This window comes from Peptoclostridium litorale DSM 5388, assembly GCF_900141635.1.
Taxonomy (GTDB): domain Bacteria; phylum Bacillota; class Clostridia; order Peptostreptococcales; family Peptostreptococcaceae; genus Peptoclostridium; species Peptoclostridium litorale.
The window spans coordinates 225,395-247,370 of record NZ_FSRH01000003.1 but is presented as its reverse complement, the minus strand read 5'-3'; the positions used below and the strand labels follow the sequence as shown (position 1 = coordinate 247,370).

19 protein-coding genes and 1 other annotated feature are annotated in these 21,976 nt (G+C 40.2%); of the genes, 4 read left to right on the top strand and 15 right to left on the bottom strand.

Annotated features, from left to right (window positions below; translation table 11 throughout):
- Positions 1-56: 56 nt before the first annotated feature.
- The 5 genes from BUQ87_RS04390 to BUQ87_RS04370 form a co-directional block, all read right to left on the bottom strand.
- Positions 57-254, bottom strand: a complete 198-nt coding sequence (locus BUQ87_RS04390) for a hypothetical protein (protein ID WP_052636444.1) — start codon at positions 252-254, stop codon at positions 57-59.
- Between the two features lie 4 nt (positions 255-258).
- The gene (locus tag BUQ87_RS04385; protein ID WP_038268216.1) at positions 259-1,368 is read right to left on the bottom strand and encodes an RNA ligase RtcB family protein; all 1,110 of its coding nucleotides are present in this window, start codon (positions 1,366-1,368) and stop codon (positions 259-261) included.
- A gap of 735 nt (positions 1,369-2,103) precedes the next feature.
- The gene (locus BUQ87_RS04380) at positions 2,104-3,720 is read right to left on the bottom strand and encodes an ABC-F family ATP-binding cassette domain-containing protein (RefSeq protein ID WP_038268213.1); all 1,617 of its coding nucleotides are present in this window, start codon (positions 3,718-3,720) and stop codon (positions 2,104-2,106) included.
- A 125-nt stretch (positions 3,721-3,845) separates the two neighbouring features.
- Entirely contained in the window at positions 3,846-4,847 is a 1,002-nt protein-coding gene (locus BUQ87_RS04375) for a CapA family protein (RefSeq protein WP_159434265.1), read from the bottom strand.
- Between the two features lie 29 nt (positions 4,848-4,876).
- Positions 4,877-7,159 carry a DUF3160 domain-containing protein gene (locus BUQ87_RS04370; protein WP_038268210.1) on the bottom strand — a complete coding sequence of 761 codons (2,283 nt, stop codon included), beginning with the start codon at positions 7,157-7,159 and terminating at the stop codon, positions 4,877-4,879.
- A gap of 337 nt (positions 7,160-7,496) precedes the next feature.
- Here BUQ87_RS04370 and BUQ87_RS04365 point away from each other — a divergent pair, with 337 nt between their 5' ends.
- The gene (locus tag BUQ87_RS04365; RefSeq protein ID WP_038268207.1) at positions 7,497-7,694 is read left to right on the top strand and encodes a cold-shock protein; all 198 of its coding nucleotides are present in this window, start codon (positions 7,497-7,499) and stop codon (positions 7,692-7,694) included.
- 55 nt (positions 7,695-7,749) lie between these two features.
- Here BUQ87_RS04365 and BUQ87_RS04360 read toward each other — a convergent pair whose 3' ends face one another.
- From BUQ87_RS04360 to brnQ, 3 genes are all read right to left on the bottom strand, one after another.
- Complete coding sequence (locus BUQ87_RS04360) at positions 7,750-8,601, bottom strand: hypothetical protein (protein WP_052636440.1); 852 nt, start codon at positions 8,599-8,601, stop codon at positions 7,750-7,752.
- A gap of 233 nt (positions 8,602-8,834) precedes the next feature.
- Positions 8,835-8,984: a hypothetical protein gene (locus tag BUQ87_RS15130; RefSeq protein ID WP_159434264.1), complete on the bottom strand. Its 150-nt coding sequence runs from the start codon at positions 8,982-8,984 to the stop codon at positions 8,835-8,837.
- A 160-nt stretch (positions 8,985-9,144) separates the two neighbouring features.
- Positions 9,145-10,461: a branched-chain amino acid transport system II carrier protein gene (gene brnQ, locus BUQ87_RS04355; protein ID WP_038268204.1), complete on the bottom strand. Its 1,317-nt coding sequence runs from the start codon at positions 10,459-10,461 to the stop codon at positions 9,145-9,147.
- A gap of 745 nt (positions 10,462-11,206) precedes the next feature.
- Between brnQ and BUQ87_RS04350 the strand changes: the two genes are divergently transcribed.
- On the top strand, positions 11,207-12,133 hold the full coding sequence (locus BUQ87_RS04350; RefSeq protein ID WP_159434263.1) for an ATP-binding protein: 927 nt from the start codon (positions 11,207-11,209) through the stop codon (positions 12,131-12,133).
- Positions 12,134-12,343: 210 nt separating this feature from the next.
- Here BUQ87_RS04350 and BUQ87_RS04345 read toward each other — a convergent pair whose 3' ends face one another.
- Positions 12,344-13,522 (bottom strand): pyridoxal phosphate-dependent aminotransferase, encoded by a 1,179-nt coding sequence (locus BUQ87_RS04345; protein WP_038268198.1) that lies wholly within the window; start codon positions 13,520-13,522, stop codon positions 12,344-12,346.
- A gap of 262 nt (positions 13,523-13,784) precedes the next feature.
- On the opposite strand from BUQ87_RS04345, the gene BUQ87_RS04340 reads away from it, so the two are divergent.
- Positions 13,785-14,855 (top strand): polysaccharide deacetylase family protein, encoded by a 1,071-nt coding sequence (locus BUQ87_RS04340; protein WP_052636438.1) that lies wholly within the window; start codon positions 13,785-13,787, stop codon positions 14,853-14,855.
- Positions 14,856-14,993: 138 nt separating this feature from the next.
- Here the strand turns inward: BUQ87_RS04340 and BUQ87_RS04335 are convergent, their stop codons facing one another.
- From BUQ87_RS04335 to asnA, 4 genes are all read right to left on the bottom strand, one after another.
- Positions 14,994-15,677: a GntR family transcriptional regulator gene (locus BUQ87_RS04335; protein ID WP_038268195.1), complete on the bottom strand. Its 684-nt coding sequence runs from the start codon at positions 15,675-15,677 to the stop codon at positions 14,994-14,996.
- Positions 15,678-15,777: 100 nt separating this feature from the next.
- Entirely contained in the window at positions 15,778-16,785 is a 1,008-nt protein-coding gene (locus BUQ87_RS04330; protein WP_038268192.1) for an isocitrate dehydrogenase (NAD(+)), read from the bottom strand.
- A gap of 13 nt (positions 16,786-16,798) precedes the next feature.
- Entirely contained in the window at positions 16,799-18,724 is a 1,926-nt protein-coding gene (locus BUQ87_RS04325) for an aconitate hydratase (RefSeq protein ID WP_038268189.1), read from the bottom strand.
- A 612-nt stretch (positions 18,725-19,336) separates the two neighbouring features.
- The gene (gene asnA / locus BUQ87_RS04320) at positions 19,337-20,347 is read right to left on the bottom strand and encodes an aspartate--ammonia ligase (RefSeq protein ID WP_187655960.1); all 1,011 of its coding nucleotides are present in this window, start codon (positions 20,345-20,347) and stop codon (positions 19,337-19,339) included.
- 80 nt (positions 20,348-20,427) lie between these two features.
- Positions 20,428-20,691, bottom strand: a binding site (T-box leader).
- 229 nt (positions 20,692-20,920) lie between these two features.
- Between asnA and BUQ87_RS04315 the strand changes: the two genes are divergently transcribed.
- Entirely contained in the window at positions 20,921-21,226 is a 306-nt protein-coding gene (locus BUQ87_RS04315; protein WP_074210036.1) for a DUF5665 domain-containing protein, read from the top strand.
- A gap of 126 nt (positions 21,227-21,352) precedes the next feature.
- Here BUQ87_RS04315 and BUQ87_RS04310 read toward each other — a convergent pair whose 3' ends face one another.
- Together BUQ87_RS04310 and rd are read right to left on the bottom strand one after the other, a co-directional pair.
- Positions 21,353-21,730 carry a desulfoferrodoxin gene (locus BUQ87_RS04310; protein ID WP_143182396.1) on the bottom strand — a complete coding sequence of 126 codons (378 nt, stop codon included), beginning with the start codon at positions 21,728-21,730 and terminating at the stop codon, positions 21,353-21,355.
- Between the two features lie 25 nt (positions 21,731-21,755).
- Positions 21,756-21,917: a rubredoxin gene (rd, locus tag BUQ87_RS04305; protein ID WP_074210035.1), complete on the bottom strand. Its 162-nt coding sequence runs from the start codon at positions 21,915-21,917 to the stop codon at positions 21,756-21,758.
- Positions 21,918-21,976: the final 59 nt, after the last annotated feature.

Below are 21,976 nucleotides of genomic sequence, written 5' to 3'. Positions count from 1 at the left end.
TAAAGATTATATTATTATAAAAAGGTGTTGTCAATCTTTGTATTGAAACTTGCTATTTATATCTCTTTGAATTGATCTCCCCTTAGCCTCAAAAACACGGACTTGAACGTGTCCTTTTTATAACCTTTTGAGTAGTCGAGAACTTCCACTTCTATTCCCCTTTGCATGCATTCTTTTTTCAAAAGCTTCGTATAGAGATATACGAAGCTACAGCATTCCACTGGCGCAAGCCCTGCGCTTATCTGTACCCACATGATGCTAACCCTTGTAGGTGACAAGAGGATTAAGGCTTGCCACAAGAGTTATCATATTCTCATGGAGCATGTCCTCTATCACCCTTTCAATGTCCTTGTACGCCTGGGGAGCCTCTTCGTAAATGAGCTTCTTGTCGCTGCATACAATATTGCTCCCTACATCCCCGCCCCTCACTGCCCTTTTGGAAATGACGTTTTCAAGCCTCTCCTTGCATGAAAAGCGCGACCATTTTCTCCCTGCACCGTGGGATATCGAAAAAGCGTAGTCACTAAGGTTTTCCGAAGGCTTCACTATATATGACTTGCTGCCCCTTGATCCTGCAACCACTATGCACCCCACGTCTGATGGGGCGGCCCCTTTCCTGTGTATGAAAAGCTCTTCTCCGAATTCGTCTCTATATGAGCTCACGCCGTTATGAACGCTGTTTAAAATAAGTCTGCTCTCGCTTGTACCTATATGATTGCACACACTGCTAGCCACAATCATCCTGTTTCCCATGGCAAAAAATACTGCCCTTTTGTGGTCATCCATGTACTCATTGAAGCCTTCGATTCCCTGCAAAAGCCCTTTGCCGCCCATGTTCTTTTCAATGTGTTTTCTGAGTATGTGCTCTCCGTAGCTTCTTGATCCGCTGTGAACCAGCAGATACACTTCGCCCCTTTTTATTCCGAGCTTTGAAAGCTCGTCATTGTCGTGCACTTCGCATATTTCCTGAAACTCGGCAAAGTGGTTGCCGCTGCCTATTGTCCCGAGCTTTCTTTTAAACTGTTCATCAATATCTTCAAGCTCCGGTATTATTTCACAGCAAGGTTCCATGGCATCCAGCTGGAGTTTTTCAAGCTTTTTGACCACCTTTGAAACCTTGAATTTCTTCCTTGCAATCCCCGTTGAAAAGAGAGACATTCCGCAGCCTACATCATTCCCTATTATATGGGGGTATACTATCCCCTTTGTAACAAATGCCGCACCCACAGGGGTCTTTCCCACATGAATGTCCGGAAGGCCTACAGCCCTAACCATTCCGCCAAGTTTCGCCACGCTTTCAAGCTGCTCTATTGCGCTGCTTTCAATCCAAGACTTTTCTCTTTTAACTATCTTTATTGTCGTTTCCATATTCTCTTGTTATTCTCTCCTTTAAGTTTTCACTTTTGATTTGCCCTTGGCAGCCATATAGAGAGAATATAGCGATTACATTAAAGTTGAGTATATTCTCCCTTTATATTTGCTATTGTCATCCTCATGACTATCACATCCTTTCAAAATTTATGCAGTTGATACATTACCTATTTTATCATATGATACCTGGCGTATCACTAATTTATCGCCGGTTAAACCTTATAATAAACTTAAATTTGATAGCATAACCTACCTGCCAATGCAAATAAACAGTATGATTTTGTTAAAGGAAAAACTGCTTTCTAAGGTACTCAAAATCGGAGGATTTCATATGAAAACATTAAAAATTTTAGCAATAACACTGCTTGTTAGCAGCTTAGTTGTTCAATATTTTGAAGTGAACACGGTGCACAGAGATATTGATTTAAAATTCATATTATGGATATTACTGCAGATATCCTTCCGTTGTCAATGGCAGTGAAAAATCCCGATCCCAAAATGTTAACACCGCACGCCAAAAGGCTCCACGCAAATAGCTTCAGCCCGTGGCTGGTGATTTCAAGCGTTTTAACATCCGATGATAGACGCCTGGACGATTTCCGACGAATCGAAATACATTACAGAAATACAAATTCCAATAAAACCTACACAAAAATGATCATATAGCAAAAGACGGTGCCGCATTCAAGCAGCACCGTCCATTTATCTGTATTTAGTTATTCGTTTTCATGATTACTTGTACATCTTTGCTATTTCGCTTTGAAGAGCATCATCCTCAAGGTACTCGTCGTAAGTCATACACTTATCTACTACACCCTTAGGAGTGATCTCTATTATCCTGTTAGCAACAGTTTGAACAAACTGGTGGTCGTGAGATGTGAAAAGTATTGTCCCCTTGAAGCTTATAAGACCGTTGTTTACAGCCGTTATAGACTCAAGGTCAAGGTGGTTTGTCGGCTCGTCAAGAAGAAGCACGTTTGCGCTTGAAAGCATCATTCTCGAAAGCATGCATCTTACCTTCTCTCCTCCTGAAAGAACGCTCGCCTTTTTAAGAACCTCTTCTCCAGAGAAAAGCATCCTTCCAAGGAACCCTCTTATGAAGCTTTCAGACTTTTCTTCTGAAAACTGTCTAAGCCAGTCCACAAGGCTGTAATCCACACCTTCGAAAAACTCAGTATTGTCGTTTGGAAGATATGCCTGAGAAGTAGTGACTCCCCATTTGAAGTTTCCGCTGTCAGCTTCCATTTCTCCCATCAGTATCTTCAAAAGGACAGTCTTTGCGATTTCATTTTTTCCTACGAAGGCAATCTTGTCGGCTTTGTTCACTATGAAGCTGACATTGTCCAGAACCTTTTCGCCGTCTATAGTCTTTGTAAGTCCTTCAACAAGAAGAAGGTCGTTTCCAGCCTCTCTTTCAGGAGTGAATCCTACAAAAGGATATCTTCTTGAAGAAGGCTTTATGTCGTCTAGTGTAAGCTTGTCAAGCTGCTTTTTACGGGAAGTCGCCTGCTTTGCCTTTGATGCATTAGAGCTGAACCTTGCTATGAAATCTTGGAGCTCTTTTATCTTTTCCTCAGTCTTTTTATTCTGGTCCTTCATCATCTTAAGGGCAAGCTGGCTCGACTCGTACCAGAAGTCGTAGTTTCCAACATACATTTGTATCTTGCTAAAGTCTATGTCAACCATGTTAGTACACACCTTGTTAAGGAAGTGTCTGTCGTGAGACACTACTATCACAGTCTTTTCGTAGTCCATTATAAAGTTTTCAAGCCAGTTTATAGACTTTATGTCAAGGTGGTTTGTAGGCTCGTCAAGAAGAAGTATGTCTGGATGTCCGAACAGGGCCTGAGCAAGAAGAACCTTCACCTTCTCAGCTCCCGTAAGCTCTTTCATCTTCTTTTCGTGAACATCCCTGTTTATTCCAAGGCCTATAAGAAGCATTGCAGCCTCTGCCTCTGCATCCCATCCGTTAAGCTCCGCAAACTCTCCCTCAAGATCTGCAGCCTTCATTCCGTCTTCTTCCGTAAAGTCTTCCTTTGCGTAAAGCGCGTCCTTTTCCTGCATTACCTGGTACAGTCTCTCGTGGCCCTTTATTACAGTAGTCAAAACGTCGAACTCGTCAAACTCGAAGTGGTCCTGCTTTAAAACGGCAAATCTTTCGCCAGGAGTTATTGAAACGTCTCCAGTGTTTGGCTCTATCTCACCTGAAAGTATCTTAAGGAAAGTCGACTTTCCTGCTCCGTTGGCTCCTATAACGCCGTAGCAGTTACCGTGAGTGAACTTGATGTTTACATCTTTAAAAAGTACCCTGTCTCCGTATCTCAAACTTACATTATTTGCACTAATCATATTCTTCAAAAAACTCCTTTATAAATAATCTATAGAATCGCTTATAATCCACCAAATTATTATAACATAACAATGGAAATGATTCTAATAATTATAGTGCAAATTATGTTATTATCACACATTCTTCAAAAATATCGACTCTCAGCCCACTTTCCAAGCTCGCCTTGCGCCCCCATTCCATTCGAATAGATCATGAGCCTTTTGAATATATAGTCCCTTTCAGCTCCATATGCAGGCCGCGGCTGGGCGTTTTCTATTTTCACAGGAATAATTTTTATGTTTTCGCATCCGTTTTTTGATATATCCAACTGCAGTATAGCAGAAATATCAGTTCCCTTAGGGGCCTGCCTGTCAAACACAAAATTACCCATGCTGTAGAATATGTATTTGTCCATGTACTTTTCCACGCTCTGAATCACATGTGGATGGTGGCCTACAATCAAATCCGCGCCGCTTTCCACCATCATATGTGCCAGGTCCCTTTGGATTTCACTTGGATAATTTTCGTATTCATTTCCCCAGTGTACTGTAATGATTAAAAAGTCGCAATCCTCTTTCGCCATTGAAACTTCGTCCTTTAGGCTTTTAACGTCTATCCTTGCGACGTCATAGTCCTCCTCGCTAAATATGAAACCTTCCGGCGGAAAAACCGAGTATCCCAAAATTCCTATCCTCACTCCCCTTATTTTTTTGACCACATGCGCCCTCGCCTTTTCCCTGTTTTCCCCAGCTCCCAAAGTGCTAATGCCTTGATAATTCAGTATATCGATAGTATCCTTAAGCCCATTATTCCTTTGATCCATTGAATGGTTGTTGGCGAGGTTTAAAACGTCAAACCCCGCCTTTTTAAGCTCCCTTGCATTTTCTTTCTCAGCCATAAACACTATGTCCAGCCTCTTTAGCGCTGGGTTTTCAATGCTGGTTATAGGGCATTCCAGGTTCCCAAGTGTTATGTCGTCTTCTAAGAATATTCTGCTGACCTTTTCATACGGATGCCCATAGCCTCTTTCGTCCATAACCCTCTCGACCCCTCTGTCAAGCATTATATCGCCCACTATGCTTACGGTAGCTTTGCCGCTTTCACAATATGCATACAGGGCTATAGTCACGAGGGCTAAGACCGACACAATGATTTTCTTATTAGCTTTTGTCATATTTAGCAGCCCGACGAATAAGGCTCTGCGGGAACAGGTATTTCAAGATCGTCTTCCACCATGTATCTTTTCATCCACTCGGGCTGACTCGGCTTTTCGCCTTCCTTTATCATGTCCTGCCACTCCTCGTCTGTGAGCCTTTTGCCCTCATTTAAAAACTCATGGTAGCTAAACACCGCGCCTCTTGTAATATAAAGCTTGTCTCCAATGGGAACCACAACGTATATCTCATGAGCCGGCCCTACCCCAACCTCGAAATAACCTCCCTGGCTGAACTGGTTTGGCGCCACTGTGTGTACGTCCGATATTACAGCCATATTCTTGTCCGTTTCAGAAGTTATTTCAAACCACCTAACGTCTCCGTCACCTGCAAATGAGCTTGTCAAGTACTCGAGCATTCCTCCGTAAGTCAGAAGTTGGTAGTACTCGTCCGATGTAAGCTCTTCTCCCTCAAGTTCTTTTACCGAGCATCTTATAAGAAATTCCAGCAGATCGTCAAAGTCCTGAAGCCTGCTTTCGACAGTCCCGTCCAAAAAGCCCCTTTCCTTAAGATTGGCCCTGGAATACCTGTTGAGCCAAAGGAGCTTTTCGTAAACCTCTATGCTCGGCTCCACATATCCCTTTATCTGGGGAGGCTCTTCCCCTCCCCCGCATTCCGCTCCGCTTTGCTTTCCATAGAGAACTGTATCGTGCTTTAGCTCAGACCAGCTTCCAAGTGCTGTGCCAAGGGCTTTGTCAGTCCAGGCTTCGTTTGTCATGAATGAAGGATACCCTTCTTCGTATTCTGTCAAAAATCCCTTTAGGGTCCACAGCCAGCCGTAGTACATGTTAGATTTCCATGTGCTCTCTGTAGTACTGTCCATTTCACGCTTCATCTTCTCAAGTGCAGGGATGTATCCGTCCCAATTTGTATCCTCGTTATAGAATTCAGTAAGAATGCTGTACGCCCTGTAGGAGCCAAGCGCCGCCATTACGTCTAGTCCATTTGGAATCGGCCTTGCAAGTGGTTCCACCATGTTTTGTATTATTTCCGAATCAGGTATATACCTTTGGCCCATAAACCTGAACTGCTTCCCTACAGGAGTGTCAACGGAAGTGTATTTCGCCTGTATCTTTGGGCTTGGGAGGTACTTTGCTTTTTTGAAAAGCTCGTCCAGCTTTTTGCTGTCAATCAGCCTTTCTATGTCGGGCTGGCTTCCGTACACACCGACGAGCAGGTCTTTGTAGTGACGGATGTTCAAGTCGTCGGCAGCCCCTACATAAAACGATGTTGGCTCGTATATATTCTTCCATTTTTCAAAGTCATTTTCGTCATCGGACTCAATATCAGGTTCAGTCAAAGAGGCATAAGTTATAAGCAGAGCCTGAAGCGTCTGCTCTACATTGGGCTCCTTTTCCTCTTTGTCCTTGTATAGAGGGAATGGCGCCTGTCCGTACCACATCATGGCCTTGAAGTACCTTTTTAAGTCCTCGCTTCTGGTATAGTGCCCCCTGGGTCGGTATTGGCTGTAGTCAAGCTGGTACGGGAATATGTTTGACCTTTCAAATCCTCCTTCGGACAGTATCTGATCGGCTTCACTCTTTGCCATTGCCTTCGCCTTTTCAGGCATGCCAGATGGAAGCTCATTTTGGAGGAGCAGCTCTGCCGTTCCAAAGAACGCTATGTTTTTAAGAAGTGCACCTTTCACCTGCTCATCTTTAATCCTATTATGCATTTCAATGGACTTTTGGAGCATATTGCCAGTGAGCTCCTCGACCTGGTCCAGAAGCTTTTTGCTCTCGAGTGTCCTGAGCGAATAGTCGTAAAACACGTGGTATACCTGAAGCACCGAGTCCGTGGTTACAAACGTTGGGATCTTCTTGTACTCGTTATGCTCGTATATGTAAAACAGCTGCTCTTCAAGAGTTGGCCTTACAAAAAAACCATTTTCCACAAGCATTTCCCTTTGCATTGTGCTCATCTGCGGAAACTGGTCCAGATTTGCTATGTTTGAAAGGTCTCCCTTGACCGCATAGGGTTTCAAGGACGGTGTGAACTGGGTCTTTTCAAATGGAATATCGATAGTCCTTGCCCAATCCTTTTCCACATTCGAAAGCTTCACCAAATCTCCGCTGTTTTTTTCATCTGCTATTGCAGCCTTGCCCCCGTTCGTCCCATCCTTGACCAAAGACTTCTGGGCATGCGCATTTTCGTTGTGTATGTCTTTTTCGGCACAGCCGGTGGCCGTCACGATAGCTACCAAAATCAGACACATACAGGCTAAGCCCTTGCCTCTACTTATCATGTTACCCCTCCTCAATATGCGATTCATGTCAAATATATACTTTGATAATATAGTTATACCGCAATAGCTTATTTTTAAAAGTGACAATCTCATTTATAAAAACAGACAAATAAACCAAGACAATTTAAAATAATAAAAATATTAATAAAAACATTTGCTATATCTTCTATCATATGATACTATTAGGTAGAATCTTAATTAAAGTTTGTAGAAAATATTTGAATTTAAAAATAAAATTAGAATTTTGTCGGTATTAATCGTATTAACTCTAAATTTTTAAATTGACTTACTTTGTACGAAATGATTTAAGAAAAAATAAAATTTGGAGGTATCGACTATGAACGGTACAGTAAAATGGTTTAATGCAGACAAAGGATTTGGATTTATAACAGGAGAAGACGGAGTAGATGTTTTCGCACACTTCTCTCAAATTCAAAAAGACGGTTTCAAAACACTAGAAGAAGGCGAAAGAGTTACTTTCGACCTAGCTCAAGGTGCAAAAGGACCTCAAGCTGAGAATATAGTAAGCATATAATTCTATATAGCATATCAAGGACATGAATATAAAATTCATGTCCTTTTTTTATTGTTCACTTTTCGCCATGCAATTTCAAAACTCCCTCTTCTCCATGTTCAACCTCAATCCATTCGGCCTTGCCATCTACATCGATTTGAGCCAGCAGACGGCTTGCTCCTGATTTATCCACTCTCTTTTTAAGCCCTGTAATCTCATCATATGCTGTTGAGTATGCAGTGCTTTCAAATCCAAACCCCTTCCATGAGTATGCATTTAAAAGCTGGCTTCCGTTTTCCAAATACTCTATGGCAATAAGTTCTTCTCTTTTGTCTCCATCCAAGTCGTAAAAAAGATATTCACTAAAAGGCCTTGAAAGGCGGGAACCTCTCCACATTGGATTTATTGAATCTTCACTCCAGTAATAAATATAAGGGCGCTCGGCCATAACCGGGTGAAATCTTGTCTTTTTGTACATTGTTATCGATATTTCAAATATCCCGTCTCCGTCTACATCACTGGTATTTATATCATGCGGGTTCATGTCCTTCATGCTCTTTGTAAGTTCTTTGCATATTTCCCCGTCAGGGGATATCCCTATGACCTGCAGCTCATTTCCGTAATATTCATCTGAATCCCCTGTAATGATTAAGAGTTTGTCATCCAAAGTATTAGTTATACTTGATATGCAGTAGTCGAATATCTTCTTTTCCTCTCCCGGCATGTATATGCTTTCCGTTTTTCCATCCTGCGAAAGCATGCGGGCATGGTTTTCCAAAATTTCCACTTCGAATTTACCGTTTGAAGTGCAAATGACATTGCTTTCTTCGCCACATCCATTGTTGCCAGTCCATAAGGCAGTAGCAAAAATTAAAATCCCAAAAACTGCAGTGGTTACAGCTAATATGATTTTATTTTTATATTTCAACATATCATCTCCCACGTTACATCTGAACACGTCACAGCACTATGTACTTCCTGCCATATTCAACTATAATATACAAGACCATTATACCCCATACAACTGTAACCTGCGTAAATTCGGATTAATATTAACGCTTAGCGAAAGGCATGCTGATGATATGAATCAGCATGCCTTTTTGGAGATTTACAAACAAAAAGACCTCCTGATTTTCAGGCGGTCTTTTTGTTTAATTCGGTTTATACGATAGGAGCATGTCCATTTGAGATGTCTATTCCAAGACCCATGAGCCCTCCCATGACTATTACTGCAAGAAGGGTTATCATCATAGCTACATCCTTTTCTCCCTTGTGGAGGTTAAGCATAATCACATATGTAAAAAATGCCATTATTCCTCCTAGTAAAGCCACAATATAGGAGACAATTCCAAATCGGTCTATATACCATTTTATAAAATAATGAAATATTACAAATCTAGGGCCTAAAAATTCCGATGTGTAGAAATTCATATTAACTTCCTTTCGTAAGGATTGCATAAAAACAAATTTACTACAAAACCGAACTTTCTTCCCTGCTTTTTTCTCTGTCAGACATTAGCATTGTAGTTATGACAGCTCCTGCAATTGAAGGAGTTATCCATGCAAATCCCGCTCCTGAAAGAGGAAGGCTGCTCATCAATTTTCCTATGAATGCTGTGTTTACTCCCATTGCTGAAATCCCATCAAAAAGACTTACAAAAAGAGCTCCGTAAACTGCGCCCAGATACGCTTTTTTGTTTTTAATCAAATTGTCAAACAGGTTCATTACTATAAGCACTATGGCAACAGGATAAACCGTCACCAAAAGAGGAACTGCAAGCTTAACTATATTCTCTATTCCAAAGTTAGAGAATATTGCACTTACTACCACAGTAGCTATTACCACCGCTCTGTACGAAAGCTTCCCATTGCTTATCTCTTCAAAATAGTTTCCTACAGTTGCAGTGATACCAACTGCTGTAGTAAGGCAGGCAACAGAACATGCAATACCTATGCCTATTTTTCCGACAGAGCCCAGAGCGCTTTGTGTTATTCCAACTACCAAATCTGCTCTTGCTATGTCAGATGGATATACTCCACTTACTGTCGATCCAAGGTAAAGAAGACCCCCGTAAACAAATGCAAGCCCTACTGCAGCTATAAGTCCTGCTCTCATAGTCAGCTTTATTTGGTCTTCTTTCTTTTCGTATCCCTTTTCCTTAAGCGTAAGCATTAATATTCCACCAAAGACTAACGCACAAAACGCATCCATCGTCTGATATCCTTCTGTGAATCCTACTGAAAATGGATTTCCAAGCCCTGTTTCAACAGGCATTCCTGCAGGGGAAACCGTTCCTTTTATTATTATCGCACCTATTATGCATAGCAGTATAGGTGTAAGCACCTTTCCTATCTTGTCAACTATGCCAGATGGCTTTATTACAAGAAAAAGAGTTGCTGCAAAATATACAATTGATACTACTATAGGATTTGCTCCTGGCATTGAAGGTCTTATCCCAAGCTCAAAAACTGTGGCCCCGGTTCTTGGTATTGCAAGAAGAGGTCCAAGCGCAAGTATTATCACCGTTCCAAGTATCTTGCTGAAAGTTGGGTTGACTTTACCCGCAAGATGGTCTATAGTACCGCCGGCCTTAGATACAGACAGAACTCCAAGCAGAGGCATTCCCACCCCTGTAAGTAAAAATCCCACAAGACATGCAAGCCATCCCTTTCCCGAAGCCAGTCCAAGCGCCGGTGGGAATATTAGATTTCCTGCTCCGAAAAACATTGCAAATAGGGCCATCCCCACCACAAAACTATCCTTTGTCTGATTCATCTTTCGATTCATTTTCTACCTCCTGATTATTTTGCTATTAATTTTTTAAAATAATAAATATTTACTAAACAGCTCAACATTTCTTTATTTTCAGACTTTTTAAATAAATTGTTAAATTCATATTAAATCATCCACTTCAAAAAGAATCAATAATTTCAAATATTTTTCTTCAAAAAAATATATTGCGTTCTAATTCCCGGGTTTAACTCCCCAGATTAGGCATCCCTCAAACACAGCCCATAGGGTTTTCGCTAATTTTCATGCGTTTAAGATCCAACGATGGCGCATATAAAGTCTGAGAATTAGTTAAATTAACCACAAGGGTCTTGTATACAGCATTCATATTTTGGTATACTACAAGCAAAACAATTTTATACTATTTGAAACTTTTTAAAACTTTAAAGGGGGATGGTCTAATGTGGGCAATCTAAAAGGAGTACTTAAAACGGGCGTCATTGTAGCTTTAGCGTCACAAATATACATCAATCTATTCACATCCGACTTTAATATATCTTTCGGATTAATACTTTTTCCGGTGTTCCTGTTTCTTTTCAGGAAATTGAACCCCTATCAAACAGGAATGATTTCAGCGCTGTTTGTATACATATTAAGAATTTTTGCGTTTTCAGTTAGGTATGGCGAGTATTCTACTGCATTGCTTGCATATTTACCCGAACTGTTTTCTTATGTGAGTTACGGTATATTCTATCATTTCCTAAATAGAAAAAATATTCAAACTGATTTAACAAAGTTTTTTATGAATCTTATAATTTGCGATTTCTTTTCAAACCTTATAGAGCTTTATGTGCGAATGCAATGGAAGCTTTTCGACTCTGAACTTTCCATAGTCGGAATGATTTTCATGATTGCAATCGCAAGAACCACAATTATATGCATCATAATTGTGGCTTTGCAGTATCACAAAATACTCATATTGCAACAGGACCATGAAAACAGGTACAGAAAGCTTCTTTGGATAACATCTCAGCTCAAGACTGAGATGTACTGGATGGAGAAGAATATGGATCACATAGAAAATGTAATGTCAAACGCATACTCTCTATTTGAAAACATATCAAATGATGAATGCCGTGATGAGTGGGCTGATATGTCTGTAAATATAGCCAGGGACGTTCATGAAATAAAAAAAGAATACGGACTCATATTTCGTGGAATCGAAGAGGTGATAGACAACAAGCTCCACGATTCGGGAATGAACTTTAAAGATGTAGTTAAAATACTAAAGGACAGCATGCTTATACAGGCGAGTTCGGAGGGAGACAACATATCGCTTGAATTCAACATTTCTGAGAATTTCTATACGGACAAGCACTATCAGCTTATGTCTATATTCAGGAATTTGATAATGAATTCCATGGAAGCTATCGGCCCTAGAGATAACGGAAAAATAGTTTTTAGGCATACAACCGACAGTGAAAATCATATTTTTTCAATATGTGACAACGGCTGCGGTATAAAAACGGAAGACAGTGAAAATATATTCTCGGCGGGTTTTTCTACAAAGATAAATTATGAAACCGGTCAAATAAACAGAGGTCTTGGATTAAGCCTTGTCAAGGATATAGTCGAAAAACAGCTTGGTGGAAAAATCGAAGTGAATTCAAAACATTCTCAAGGTACAGAGTTTAATATTACCATATTGAAACAAATTTTAAATGTTTGATTAATTTGAATATATTCACTACAAAAGCGCTTGGACATTAGTCGGAATACTCGAAAAATTATATAATTAAACATTTGGAGCAGTATAATGATATGGCAAAATCAAAACAAGGCTATGTTCTGATCTGGTATTTGTAATCCAGATCAGAACATAGCCTTATTTTTTTGGAGTTAATTAATACAGACAAAACTTAACTATTTAGTACCCTGTCTATTTGAACTCAGCCGCCAGCCTTTCAAATGCCGCTATGGACCTTTCTATCATGTCAAGCTCCACGCAGTACGAAATCCTGAAATATCCAGGACAGCCAAACCCGCTTCCGGGTACGAGCAAAATATTGTGGTTTATTGCCCTCTTTACAAATTCCACATCGTCCTCCATGAGCGCCTTAGGGAACAGGTAAAAGGCCCCTTGAGGCTTCACGCATTCAAATCCAAGCCTTTTAAGATTTTCATACAGCATGTCCCTTTTAAGCTTGTAGTCCTCAATGTCCACCTGCGCGTCAAGCGCATCATATATGACCTTTTGGAAAAGCGCAGGGGCATTTACAAACCCAAGAGTCCTGTTGCAGAAAGTAAGCGCGTTCATAAGCGTCTCTATTCCATCTATTCTGCTGCTTGCAGCCACATACCCAATCCTCTCTCCGGCAAGCCCCAGTGACTTGCTGAAGGAATTCACCACGAATGAATTCTTGAATATTGAAAGTATGCTCGGAACAACTGCTCCGTCATAAACTATCTTGCTGTAGGGCTGGTCAGAGATCACATATATATCACCCTGCTCGGCTTCCTTCTTTTCTATTATCTTTGCCATCTCCACCAGTTTTTCCTTGCTGTATATCACTCCGGTAGGGTTGTTCGGGTTGTTTATTATAACTGCCTTTGTCTTTGGAGTTATGCTTTTTTCAAACGCCTTAAGGTCCGGCTCGAAATTCGACGTGTCAGACGGTACTATTACAGTCTTCCCTCCATGGTTGTCCACATAGAAATTGTACTCCACAAAATAAGGTGCAAATACTATTACCTCGTCATCTGGATTTAAAATTGCTTTTAAAACTACATTAAGTCCTCCAGCAGCGCCGACTGTCATAATCACATTTGACGCTGAAAGCTCGACTTTGCTTTCCTTTTGAAGCGATTTTGCTATTTTTTCCCTTACGTTCTCATATCCCGCATTGTTCATATACTTGTGGGTTCCCCTCTCCCCGCTTGTCACATGCTTTTTAAGAGAATCTAAAACCTCTTTCGGCGGCTCCGCAAACGGATTTCCAAGACTGAAATCATATACATTTTCGGGCCCGTATTTTCGGGCCAACTTTGCCCCCTCTTCAAACATAGCCCTTATCCAAGATGATTTTTCAAGACTTTTTACAACCTTTTCAGAAAACATGAAATCCCCCCTATATTTATTTTGTTGTTTATCGTATAGACTACATTCTATTACAAATGCAGCCCCAACGCCATAACATTCTACTGAATTTTTTTAATATTTCGAATCTTGCGAATGGGAAACCTTATACAAGACCATGATTTTGTTTTTTTAAACCCATCTGCCGGATTTTAAAAAATCAGTCTATCTTGATATAATTGTGATATTATAATTATATGAAAATATTTCTTTTTCAATCATAAAATTTTTAAGAGGTGTCATAATGAAAAGATATTTATCTCTTGCAGTGGCAGTAGGAATGCTTTCCTTTACAGGATGTTCAAACATACAAGATAATGCAAATGCGGATGAGAGCTCGCAGATAGTCCAGCATCAACCGGCTGAAAAAGATGCTACTTCAGAAAAAGATCAGGCGAAAAGACTTTCTGGATCGGAGCTTCAGGAACTTTCGGTAAACGAACTGGGAGAGGTCATGGTTCTTATGTACCACAGCATAGGATATCCTGAAACTACATGGACAAGGACTCCCGAAAACTTTGAAATGGACCTTGAAGAACTCTACAGCAGGGGCTTTAGAGCTATAAGCCTTACAGACTATGCAAGCGGAAACATAGCTGTGAAAGCAGGATTTACACCTGTTGTTATAACGTTTGACGACGGAAACGAAAATAATTTCAAATACATAGGAGGAGAAGATGGCAACCTTGTCATAGATCCTGCATGCGCAGTAGGCATTATGGAAAATTTCAAGAAAAAACATCCGGACTTCAATGCCACTGCGACATTTTTTGTAAATGCAAACCCCTTTAGAAACGAAGCTCAGGCAAAGGACAAGATCAGTTTCCTAATCCAAAACAATTACGACATAGGAAACCACACCTTCGGACATGCTGACCTTTCTAAAACCGATTCAGAAGAGACAAAAAAACAGCTTGCAAACATTGTAAAGCTTGTAAACAGCTATGCTCCAGAATACGAAGTAAGCACACTTGCTCTTCCCTTTGGAGGGCTTCCCGACGAGGACAACAGAGCAGCGGTATACTCTGGAACATATGAAGGAGTATCTTATGAGAACAAATGCGTGCTGAGGGTTGGATGGGATCCTTACAAGTCTCCATTCCACAAGCAATTTGACGCACTCAACGTACACAGGGTAAGAGCGAGCGAGACCAACGTAGACAACGTGGGTCTTTACGACTGGCTCAAAAGATATGACGAGGGCAAAAAAACGAGATTCATAAGCGATGGAGACCCTTCAACAATAGCAATCCCCGAAGGGTTTGCAGAAGTACTGAGAGAAGATATTTCAGACATGGAAGTTATAACATACTAAAACCTTTATAAAACAAGACATAAATAGCAGGTTATCAAAACCTGCTATTTTAATAAGTAAAAACAGGTGAAAGCACATTAGTATATTTTTATTTGAACATTTTAAAAGGGCCTTTCGGCCCTTTTAGTTTTATACTGATTATTCACTATCGTTTTCGCTCTCGCTCACCTTTATGGCATTTTGCTTAGAAGTGTTTATATGTTTTGCAAGCACAATCTTGGCTTTTTCAGCATCCCTTTCAAGGAATGCATCAAGTATCTCCTTATGCTCGTCAAGAGCGCTGTCCAGTCTTCCAGGAGTCTTTAAAGACTTGTTTCTCGTAGTCTTTATATAGTACTGGAAGTCCTTCAGTATCTGCTCAAGATATCTGCTCTTTGTAGCCTTGTATATTATCTCATGGAACTGAGAATTAAGCTCAGATATTTTAAGCACGTCTTTTTTTATGGTGTAAAACTCCATAAGCTCGTAGAGCTCCTTAAGCTTATCCAAATCGTCATCTGTCATTCTTTCCATTGCCCAGTCAACGGCTATAGCCTCTATGGCAAGTCTTATCGTGTATATGTCGCTTATATCCTGCTTAGATATGCCCTTTACAATAACTCCCCTGTTGGGAATGTTTTCAACAAGACCTTCAAGCTCAAGCTGCTTTAGTGCTTCTCTTACAGGCGTCCTGCTGACTCCAAGCTCGTCTGCAAGCTTTATCTCAACAAGCTTTTCATCAGGAGAGTATTTCCCTTCAAGTATGTTGTCTCTCAATATGTTGAATATTTTTGAACTTAAAGATGATTTATTCTTTTCTTTCGAAAATAAATTAGAAACCATAAAAATTTTTCCCTTCCGAACTGTTATAGTTGTACTCATCGATAATGCTATTTTCATGGTCATTGTATTATATTTAGAACATAAAGTCAATCTATTTCGACTATTTTTGAAGACTTATTTGTCTGCAAATTTCGGCAGTGATCTCCTTTGTCGAAGCCGTTCCGCCAAGGTCCCTAGTCTTGACTTTTCCTTCTTCCATTACTGCCCATACAGCCTTTCTTACCATCTGTGCCTTTTCCTTTTCTCCTATATAATCAAGAAGCATGGCTCCCGACAGTATGCACGCTATAGGGTTTGCAAGATTTTGCCCAGCTATGTCAGGCGCACTTCCGTGTACGGCCTCGAATATTCCTATGTCATCTCCTATGTTAGCTCCCGGAACCAGGCCAAGCCCGCCTACAAGCCCTGCACAAAGGTCTGAAACGATATCCCCGTACAGGTTAGGAAGAACAAGTACGTCGTACTTTTCAGGATACATTACAAGCTGCATGCACATATTGTCAACTATTACCTCTTCGTACTCGATTTGAGGATACTTTTCAGCCACTTTTCTGGCGCATCTTATGAAAAGTCCATCTGTTATTTTCATTATATTTGCCTTGTGAACAGCAGTTACTTTTTTCCTGCCGTTTTCAATTGCATATTTGAATGCGAATTCGGCTATCTTGGTAGATGCCTCTTCGGTTATCACCTTTATAGCCTCCGTAACGCCTTCTGTAACCTCGTGCTCTATTCCAGCATACAGGTCCTCCGTGTTCTCCCTCATTATAACAAGGTCTATATTGTTGAATGGAGACTTAACGCCAGGTATGCTCTTTACAGGCCTTACATTGGCATAAGTCTTATATTTTTGCCTTAGAGTTACATTTATGCTCTTGAAGCCTTTTCCCACAGGGGTTGTTATAGGTCCCTTGAATGCAATCCTGTTTTTATTTATACTTTCAATAAGCTCATCTGGTATGAAAGTTCCCTTTTCCTTATAAACAGTCTCGCCCGCATTTACCTCTTCCCATTCTATCTGTGCTCCCGTTGCATCTATCACGTCCCTTGTTGCGTATGCAACTTCAGGCCCTATTCCGTCTCCTGGTATTAAAGTCACTTTAACCATAGTCTTTTGCCTCCTATATAAGATTAGTCTTGGCGTAATTAAGATATCCGCCTCTTCTAAGTATTTCAATGTCTCTTTCAGATCCTTCGAATAAAACTTCTATGCTATTTCCGCCAGCCTTATCTTTTAAGGTAAGCTTTCCTTTTGGAAGGTCCTCAAGTATGTTCGATATTTCAATTTCATCCATGAACCCTATCTTTTCATAGTCATCAGTATTTGCAAACTCAAGCGGTATTATACCGCTGTTAATAAGGTTTGCCTTGTGTATCCTTGCAAACGACTTGGTGATTACAGCTTTTATGCCAAGGTACAATGGCGCAAGTGCGGCATGCTCCCTGCTTGATCCCTGTCCGTAGTTGTCTCCTCCTACTATGAACCCGCCGTCATTATCCATGCATCTTTGAGGGAACTCAGTGTCTACAGTGCTGAAAGAGTAATTCGAAAGATACGGTATATTCGATCTATATGGCAGAAGCTTTGCATTTGAAGGCATAATGTGATCTGTTGTTATATTGTCTTCTACCTTCAGTACAATTTTGCCCGACATTGAATCCTCAAGCTGTGAATTTATAGGGAATGGCTTTATGTTAGGTCCCATAACAACTTCTACGCTTTCTCTGTCCTCTTTAGGGTATACAAACAGATTTTCACTCTTTTCAAATATTTCTGGCATTTCAAAATCTATCTCATCAGTTATTACCCTTGGGTCCTCAAGGTATCCGTGTATTGCTGAAATTGCTGCAACTTCAGGACTCACAAGGTAAACCTGTGCGCTTTCAGTTCCACTTCTTCCATAGAAGTTTCTATTGAATGTTCTAAGCGATATCGCATCAGTCTTAGGCGCCTGCCCCATTCCTATGCAAGGCCCGCACGCACATTCAAGTATTCTGGCTCCTGCTGCTATCATATCCGCAAGTGCTCCATTTTCAGCAAGCGCCTTTAGTATTGCACTTGAACCTGGCGATATGCAAAGACTTACATCTGGATGAACACTCTTGCCCTTTAGTATTCTTGCCACCTTCATAAGATCCGAATAAGAAGAGTTAGTGCAGCTTCCTATTGCAACCTGGTCAACTTTAAGGTTTATAAGTTCTTTTACAGGTCTCACATTGTCCGGGCTGTGAGGCTGTGCAACAAGCGGCTCTATATCTTCGAGGTTTATTTCTATGACCTCGTCGTAATATGCATCTTCGTCAGCCTTCATCTCCTTGTAGTCAGCCTCTCTTCCCTGGGACTTAAGATATTCTAATGATCTCTCGTCACTCGGGAATATAGATGTAGTGGCTCCAAGTTCAGCACCCATATTAGTGATAGTAGCTCTGTCAGTAAGGGAAAGTGATTTTACGCCTTCTCCAGAATACTCCACTATTTTTCCAACTCCGCCTTTTACGCTAAGCTCTTTTAGGACATATAGTATTACATCCTTTGCAGAAACCCACGGCTTAAGCTTTCCATTCAGTTTAACATTAAGCACCTTTGGCGCCTTCATGAAATATTTACCTGTTGCCATAGCAACGGCAACATCAAGCCCTCCTGCTCCTATAGCTATCATTCCAAGCCCACCACCTGTAGGAGTGTGGCTGTCCGATCCAAGAAGCGTAGATCCAGGCTTTCCGAAATTTTCAAGTTGAAGCTGATGGCATATTCCATTTCCTGGTTTTGAGTATACTATGCCGTACTTTGCTGCAACAGTCTTTATAAATTCATGGTCATCGGCATTTTCAAATCCCTGCTGAAGCGTATTATGGTCTATGTAAGCCACTGATCTTTCAGTTTTTATATCCTTTATTCCCATGGCTTCAAGTTGAAGGTAAACCATTGTCCCAGTTGAATCTTGAGTAAGCGTCTGGTCAATTTTAATGCATATTTCCTGTCCTGTCTCAAGCTTTCCTTCAAGTAGATGATCTTTTAATACTTTGTAAGTTAAATTAAGTCCCATACTCTCACCTCTTTATAATCTTTGTATTTTTAATAATAAAACCCAGTTTGATTTGTATTGACCCATTGCCGTTATATTTCTAAGGGCATCGCTCAAAGCTTATAATTTTTCATTAGTATAGATGATACCCTATAAAAAATAAAATCATCAATATAATATTTTATATCAATGTATGTTTTTGTATTTTGCATTTCCAAAGATCGATGTATTTATGTATACAATTATACACAAATAGGCTTTGTCAGTCAACATTCGATATGTATTTTTATATAAAAAAATAATTTATCCCGCTTTCAAAATTGCATATTTCATTCATCTCAATATATTCAACATTAACATCCCGCCTAAAGCTTTCTTTATTTTTCAATACATCGCCCACTCACCGCAGTGATTTTATTGTATTTTTGTATGCATTTTTAGAAATGGTTCGTTATAAATCTTGCATTTTTCAGTATGTCTCTGCATGAAAAGCAGAATTCTAAAGCACATATGCATTGCGTGATATTCTATATCAAAAAATCCCGGATATCATATGATATCCGGGATTTTTCCTATGTCAAAATAATATTTTAATAATAGCTTACGGCTCTCATATGCACTAATATCGTAAGCTTACAGAAGGAATATCTTCGAATCCTTAAGAGTCTCTCTCATGTACTCAGGCCAAGCTGAAGCTTGAACTTCTCCTATATGAGCCTTTTTAAGGAAGAACATGCATATTCTCGACTGTCCTATTCCTCCACCTACGGTGTATGGAAGTCTTCCCTCAAGCAGCATCTTATGGTAGTCAAGCTCTTTTCTCTCATGGCATCCTTCAATATCGAGCTGGTTTTCAAGAGCCGCCTCGTCAACTCTTATTCCCATTGAAGAAAGCTCAAACGCTCTTTCAAGCACAGGGTTCCAGAAAAGTATGTCTCCGTTTAGAGTCCAGTCATCATAGTCTGGTGATCTTCCATCGTGCTTTTCACCTGATGCAAGCTTGTGGCCTATCTCCATAAGGAATACTGCTTTTTTATCTCTTGTTATTGTATCTTCTCTCTGCTTTGAAGTAAGGTCTGGATACATGTCTTCAAGCTCCTGAGTAGTGATGAAGAATATTTCCTCTGGAAGCACTTTTTCAAACTGAGGGTATAGCTTATATATATATTCCTCAGTGTCTTTAAACACACTGTATATTCCCTTTACTATGTCTCTTAGGTTTTCTTTTGTTCTTTGCTCTTTTGAGATTATTTTTTCCCAGTCCCACTGGTCAACGTATATAGAGTGTAGGTTGTCAAGGTCTTCATCAGTCCTTATTGCGTTCATGTCAGTATATAGACCCTCTCCTAACTCAAACCCGTATCTATAAAGAGCCATTCTCTTCCATTTTGCAAGTGAATGTACTATTTCAAGTCTAGCACCTGGGTCAGCTTTTATTTCAAATGAAACTGGTTTTTCTATTCCGTTAAGGTTGTCGTTTAGTCCGGTTTCCGGCTTTACAAAAAGTGGTGCAGAAACTCTTGTAAGGTTAAGCTCTTGAGCGAGCATTCTTTCAAAATAGTCTTTTATTCTCTTTATTGCCACTTCAGTTTCTCTAAGCGTAAGTCCTGGCTCGTAGCCTCTTGGTATTATAGTTCTTTCCATTTTCAATTCCTCCATTCAAATAACATTACAATTTATAATATAAATTTTATTTAGAAAATAAAAAAACCCTTCTATCCCCACGAAGGGACGAAAGGTTATGATTTCGCGGTACCACCCTAATTGACTAGAAACAAATCTAGCCATCTCACTACAACACGGAATTCCTGCAGGCATTCGATGCTGTTCAATTTATAACGGATTGAAGCCGTCTAAGCCTACTCTCTTGGCGATTTCGGTTAGAAACTCGGGGATGTTCTTCAATACAGATTCAATGCCGAAATCCCACCATAATCGGCTCTCTTTAAATGAATTTCCATACATACTCTTCCCGTCACAGTCTTTAAATATCAACTTTCTATAAATTATATATTCCATCTGTCCATATGTCAACCATCAAAAAAATTTTTTATATATAAATATAGAGTTGAGGGTATATATTTATTGTATAAATCATTTCTGCCATATCTGTTGTAGATTCAAAGCCCGTATAGGGTTATAATGAAAATATACTTATTCCAAGTAGTCTACGCTTTTAATTCGCCTTAAATCCATTTCAACTGGAGGTTTTATAATTTGGAAGACAATAAAGGCAATGGTGAAAACAACAGGATTTTAAACCCTGAGCTCCAAGACAAAATAGACGAGCTGGCAGTAATAATAGACAAGAGCAAATTAAAGGATTATGTCGATTTGATAAATGATCCATTAAGGCTTATATATGTGAATTTTATAATGGGGCTTGCCCGAGGGCTTGGAATGGCAATAGGTTTTTCCGCCCTTGCAGCCCTTGTGTTTTATATATTGAGAAGCTGGGTAAACCTTCCTCTCATAGGGCAGGGTATAGCCAAGCTTTTGGATATAATAGACGCATACAGATAAAATGGATCCTCCTAAAATTCAGCAACCCAAACGCAGAATTTATGCGCATCGGGGTTTTTCTATGCATTTAATGCAATATTTAAGCCGCCCGTTACACGGGCGGCTGTCTTTTATAAATTAACTCTCTTAAGCTTTCCAAAGTCCGTGGAGATTGCAATACTCCCTTACTTCCATCACATCGTCTTTTTTTACATTGAACATTGCAGATGGCTCTTGGCCAGGCTTTAGCTCTGCCCTTAGAACCTGCTTTTCAGTAAGAACCTCTATGAATTGTATATAGTGGTTGTCCTCCATCGGGTGGGGCACGCTTCCAACCTTCACCATTACTCCTCCGGCAGTTTCCTCCACTACAGGCACATGTTTTTCTTTGGCCTTGTCTTCAGACTTGGCCTCAAGTTTTTTCATATCTTCTCCGCAGCATACAAGAGCCGGTGCTCCTGCACATACTACTTCAACAACATTTCCACAAATATCACATTTATATATCTCTCTTAATTTAATCAATTTGAATGTCCCTCCCATCAATTTTTTACTCTTCTTCTTTGAACATGTCCTTGCCCACTCCACACAGAGGGCACAGCCAGTCTTCTGGAATATCTTCAAATGCAGTTCCAGGGCTTACTCCACTGTCAGGATCCCCAACCTCTGGGTCATATACATAGCCACAAGCCAGACAAACATATTTTTTCATGTGATTACCTCCCCGTATATTGTTAAGTACTTAGCTCTTTTTATTATTACCCTTATATA

What these genes read in the sequence shown, in the direction of transcription:
- BUQ87_RS04390 (WP_052636444.1), bottom strand. Translation starts at nt 254, where the DNA reads ATGTGGGTACAGATAAGCGCAGGGCTTGCGCCAGTGGAATGCTGTAGC.
- BUQ87_RS04385 (WP_038268216.1), bottom strand. Translation starts at nt 1,368, where the DNA reads ATGGAAACGACAATAAAGATAGTTAAAAGAGAAAAGTCTTGGATTGAA.
- BUQ87_RS04380 (WP_038268213.1), bottom strand. Translation starts at nt 3,720, where the DNA reads ATGATTAGTGCAAATAATGTAAGTTTGAGATACGGAGACAGGGTACTT.
- BUQ87_RS04370 (WP_038268210.1), bottom strand. Translation starts at nt 7,159, where the DNA reads ATGATAAGTAGAGGCAAGGGCTTAGCCTGTATGTGTCTGATTTTGGTA.
- BUQ87_RS04365 (WP_038268207.1), top strand. Translation starts at nt 7,497, where the DNA reads ATGAACGGTACAGTAAAATGGTTTAATGCAGACAAAGGATTTGGATTT.
- BUQ87_RS15130 (WP_159434264.1), bottom strand. Translation starts at nt 8,984, where the DNA reads ATGGCATTTTTTACATATGTGATTATGCTTAACCTCCACAAGGGAGAA.
- brnQ (WP_038268204.1), bottom strand. Translation starts at nt 10,461, where the DNA reads ATGAATCGAAAGATGAATCAGACAAAGGATAGTTTTGTGGTGGGGATG.
- BUQ87_RS04350 (WP_159434263.1), top strand. Translation starts at nt 11,207, where the DNA reads ATGAATCTTATAATTTGCGATTTCTTTTCAAACCTTATAGAGCTTTAT.
- BUQ87_RS04345 (WP_038268198.1), bottom strand. Translation starts at nt 13,522, where the DNA reads ATGTTTTCTGAAAAGGTTGTAAAAAGTCTTGAAAAATCATCTTGGATA.
- BUQ87_RS04340 (WP_052636438.1), top strand. Translation starts at nt 13,785, where the DNA reads ATGAAAAGATATTTATCTCTTGCAGTGGCAGTAGGAATGCTTTCCTTT.
- BUQ87_RS04335 (WP_038268195.1), bottom strand. Translation starts at nt 15,677, where the DNA reads ATGGTTTCTAATTTATTTTCGAAAGAAAAGAATAAATCATCTTTAAGT.
- BUQ87_RS04330 (WP_038268192.1), bottom strand. Translation starts at nt 16,785, where the DNA reads ATGGTTAAAGTGACTTTAATACCAGGAGACGGAATAGGGCCTGAAGTT.
- BUQ87_RS04325 (WP_038268189.1), bottom strand. Translation starts at nt 18,724, where the DNA reads ATGGGACTTAATTTAACTTACAAAGTATTAAAAGATCATCTACTTGAA.
- asnA (WP_187655960.1), bottom strand. Translation starts at nt 20,347, where the DNA reads ATGGAAAGAACTATAATACCAAGAGGCTACGAGCCAGGACTTACGCTT.
- rd (WP_074210035.1), bottom strand. Translation starts at nt 21,917, where the DNA reads ATGAAAAAATATGTTTGTCTGGCTTGTGGCTATGTATATGACCCAGAG.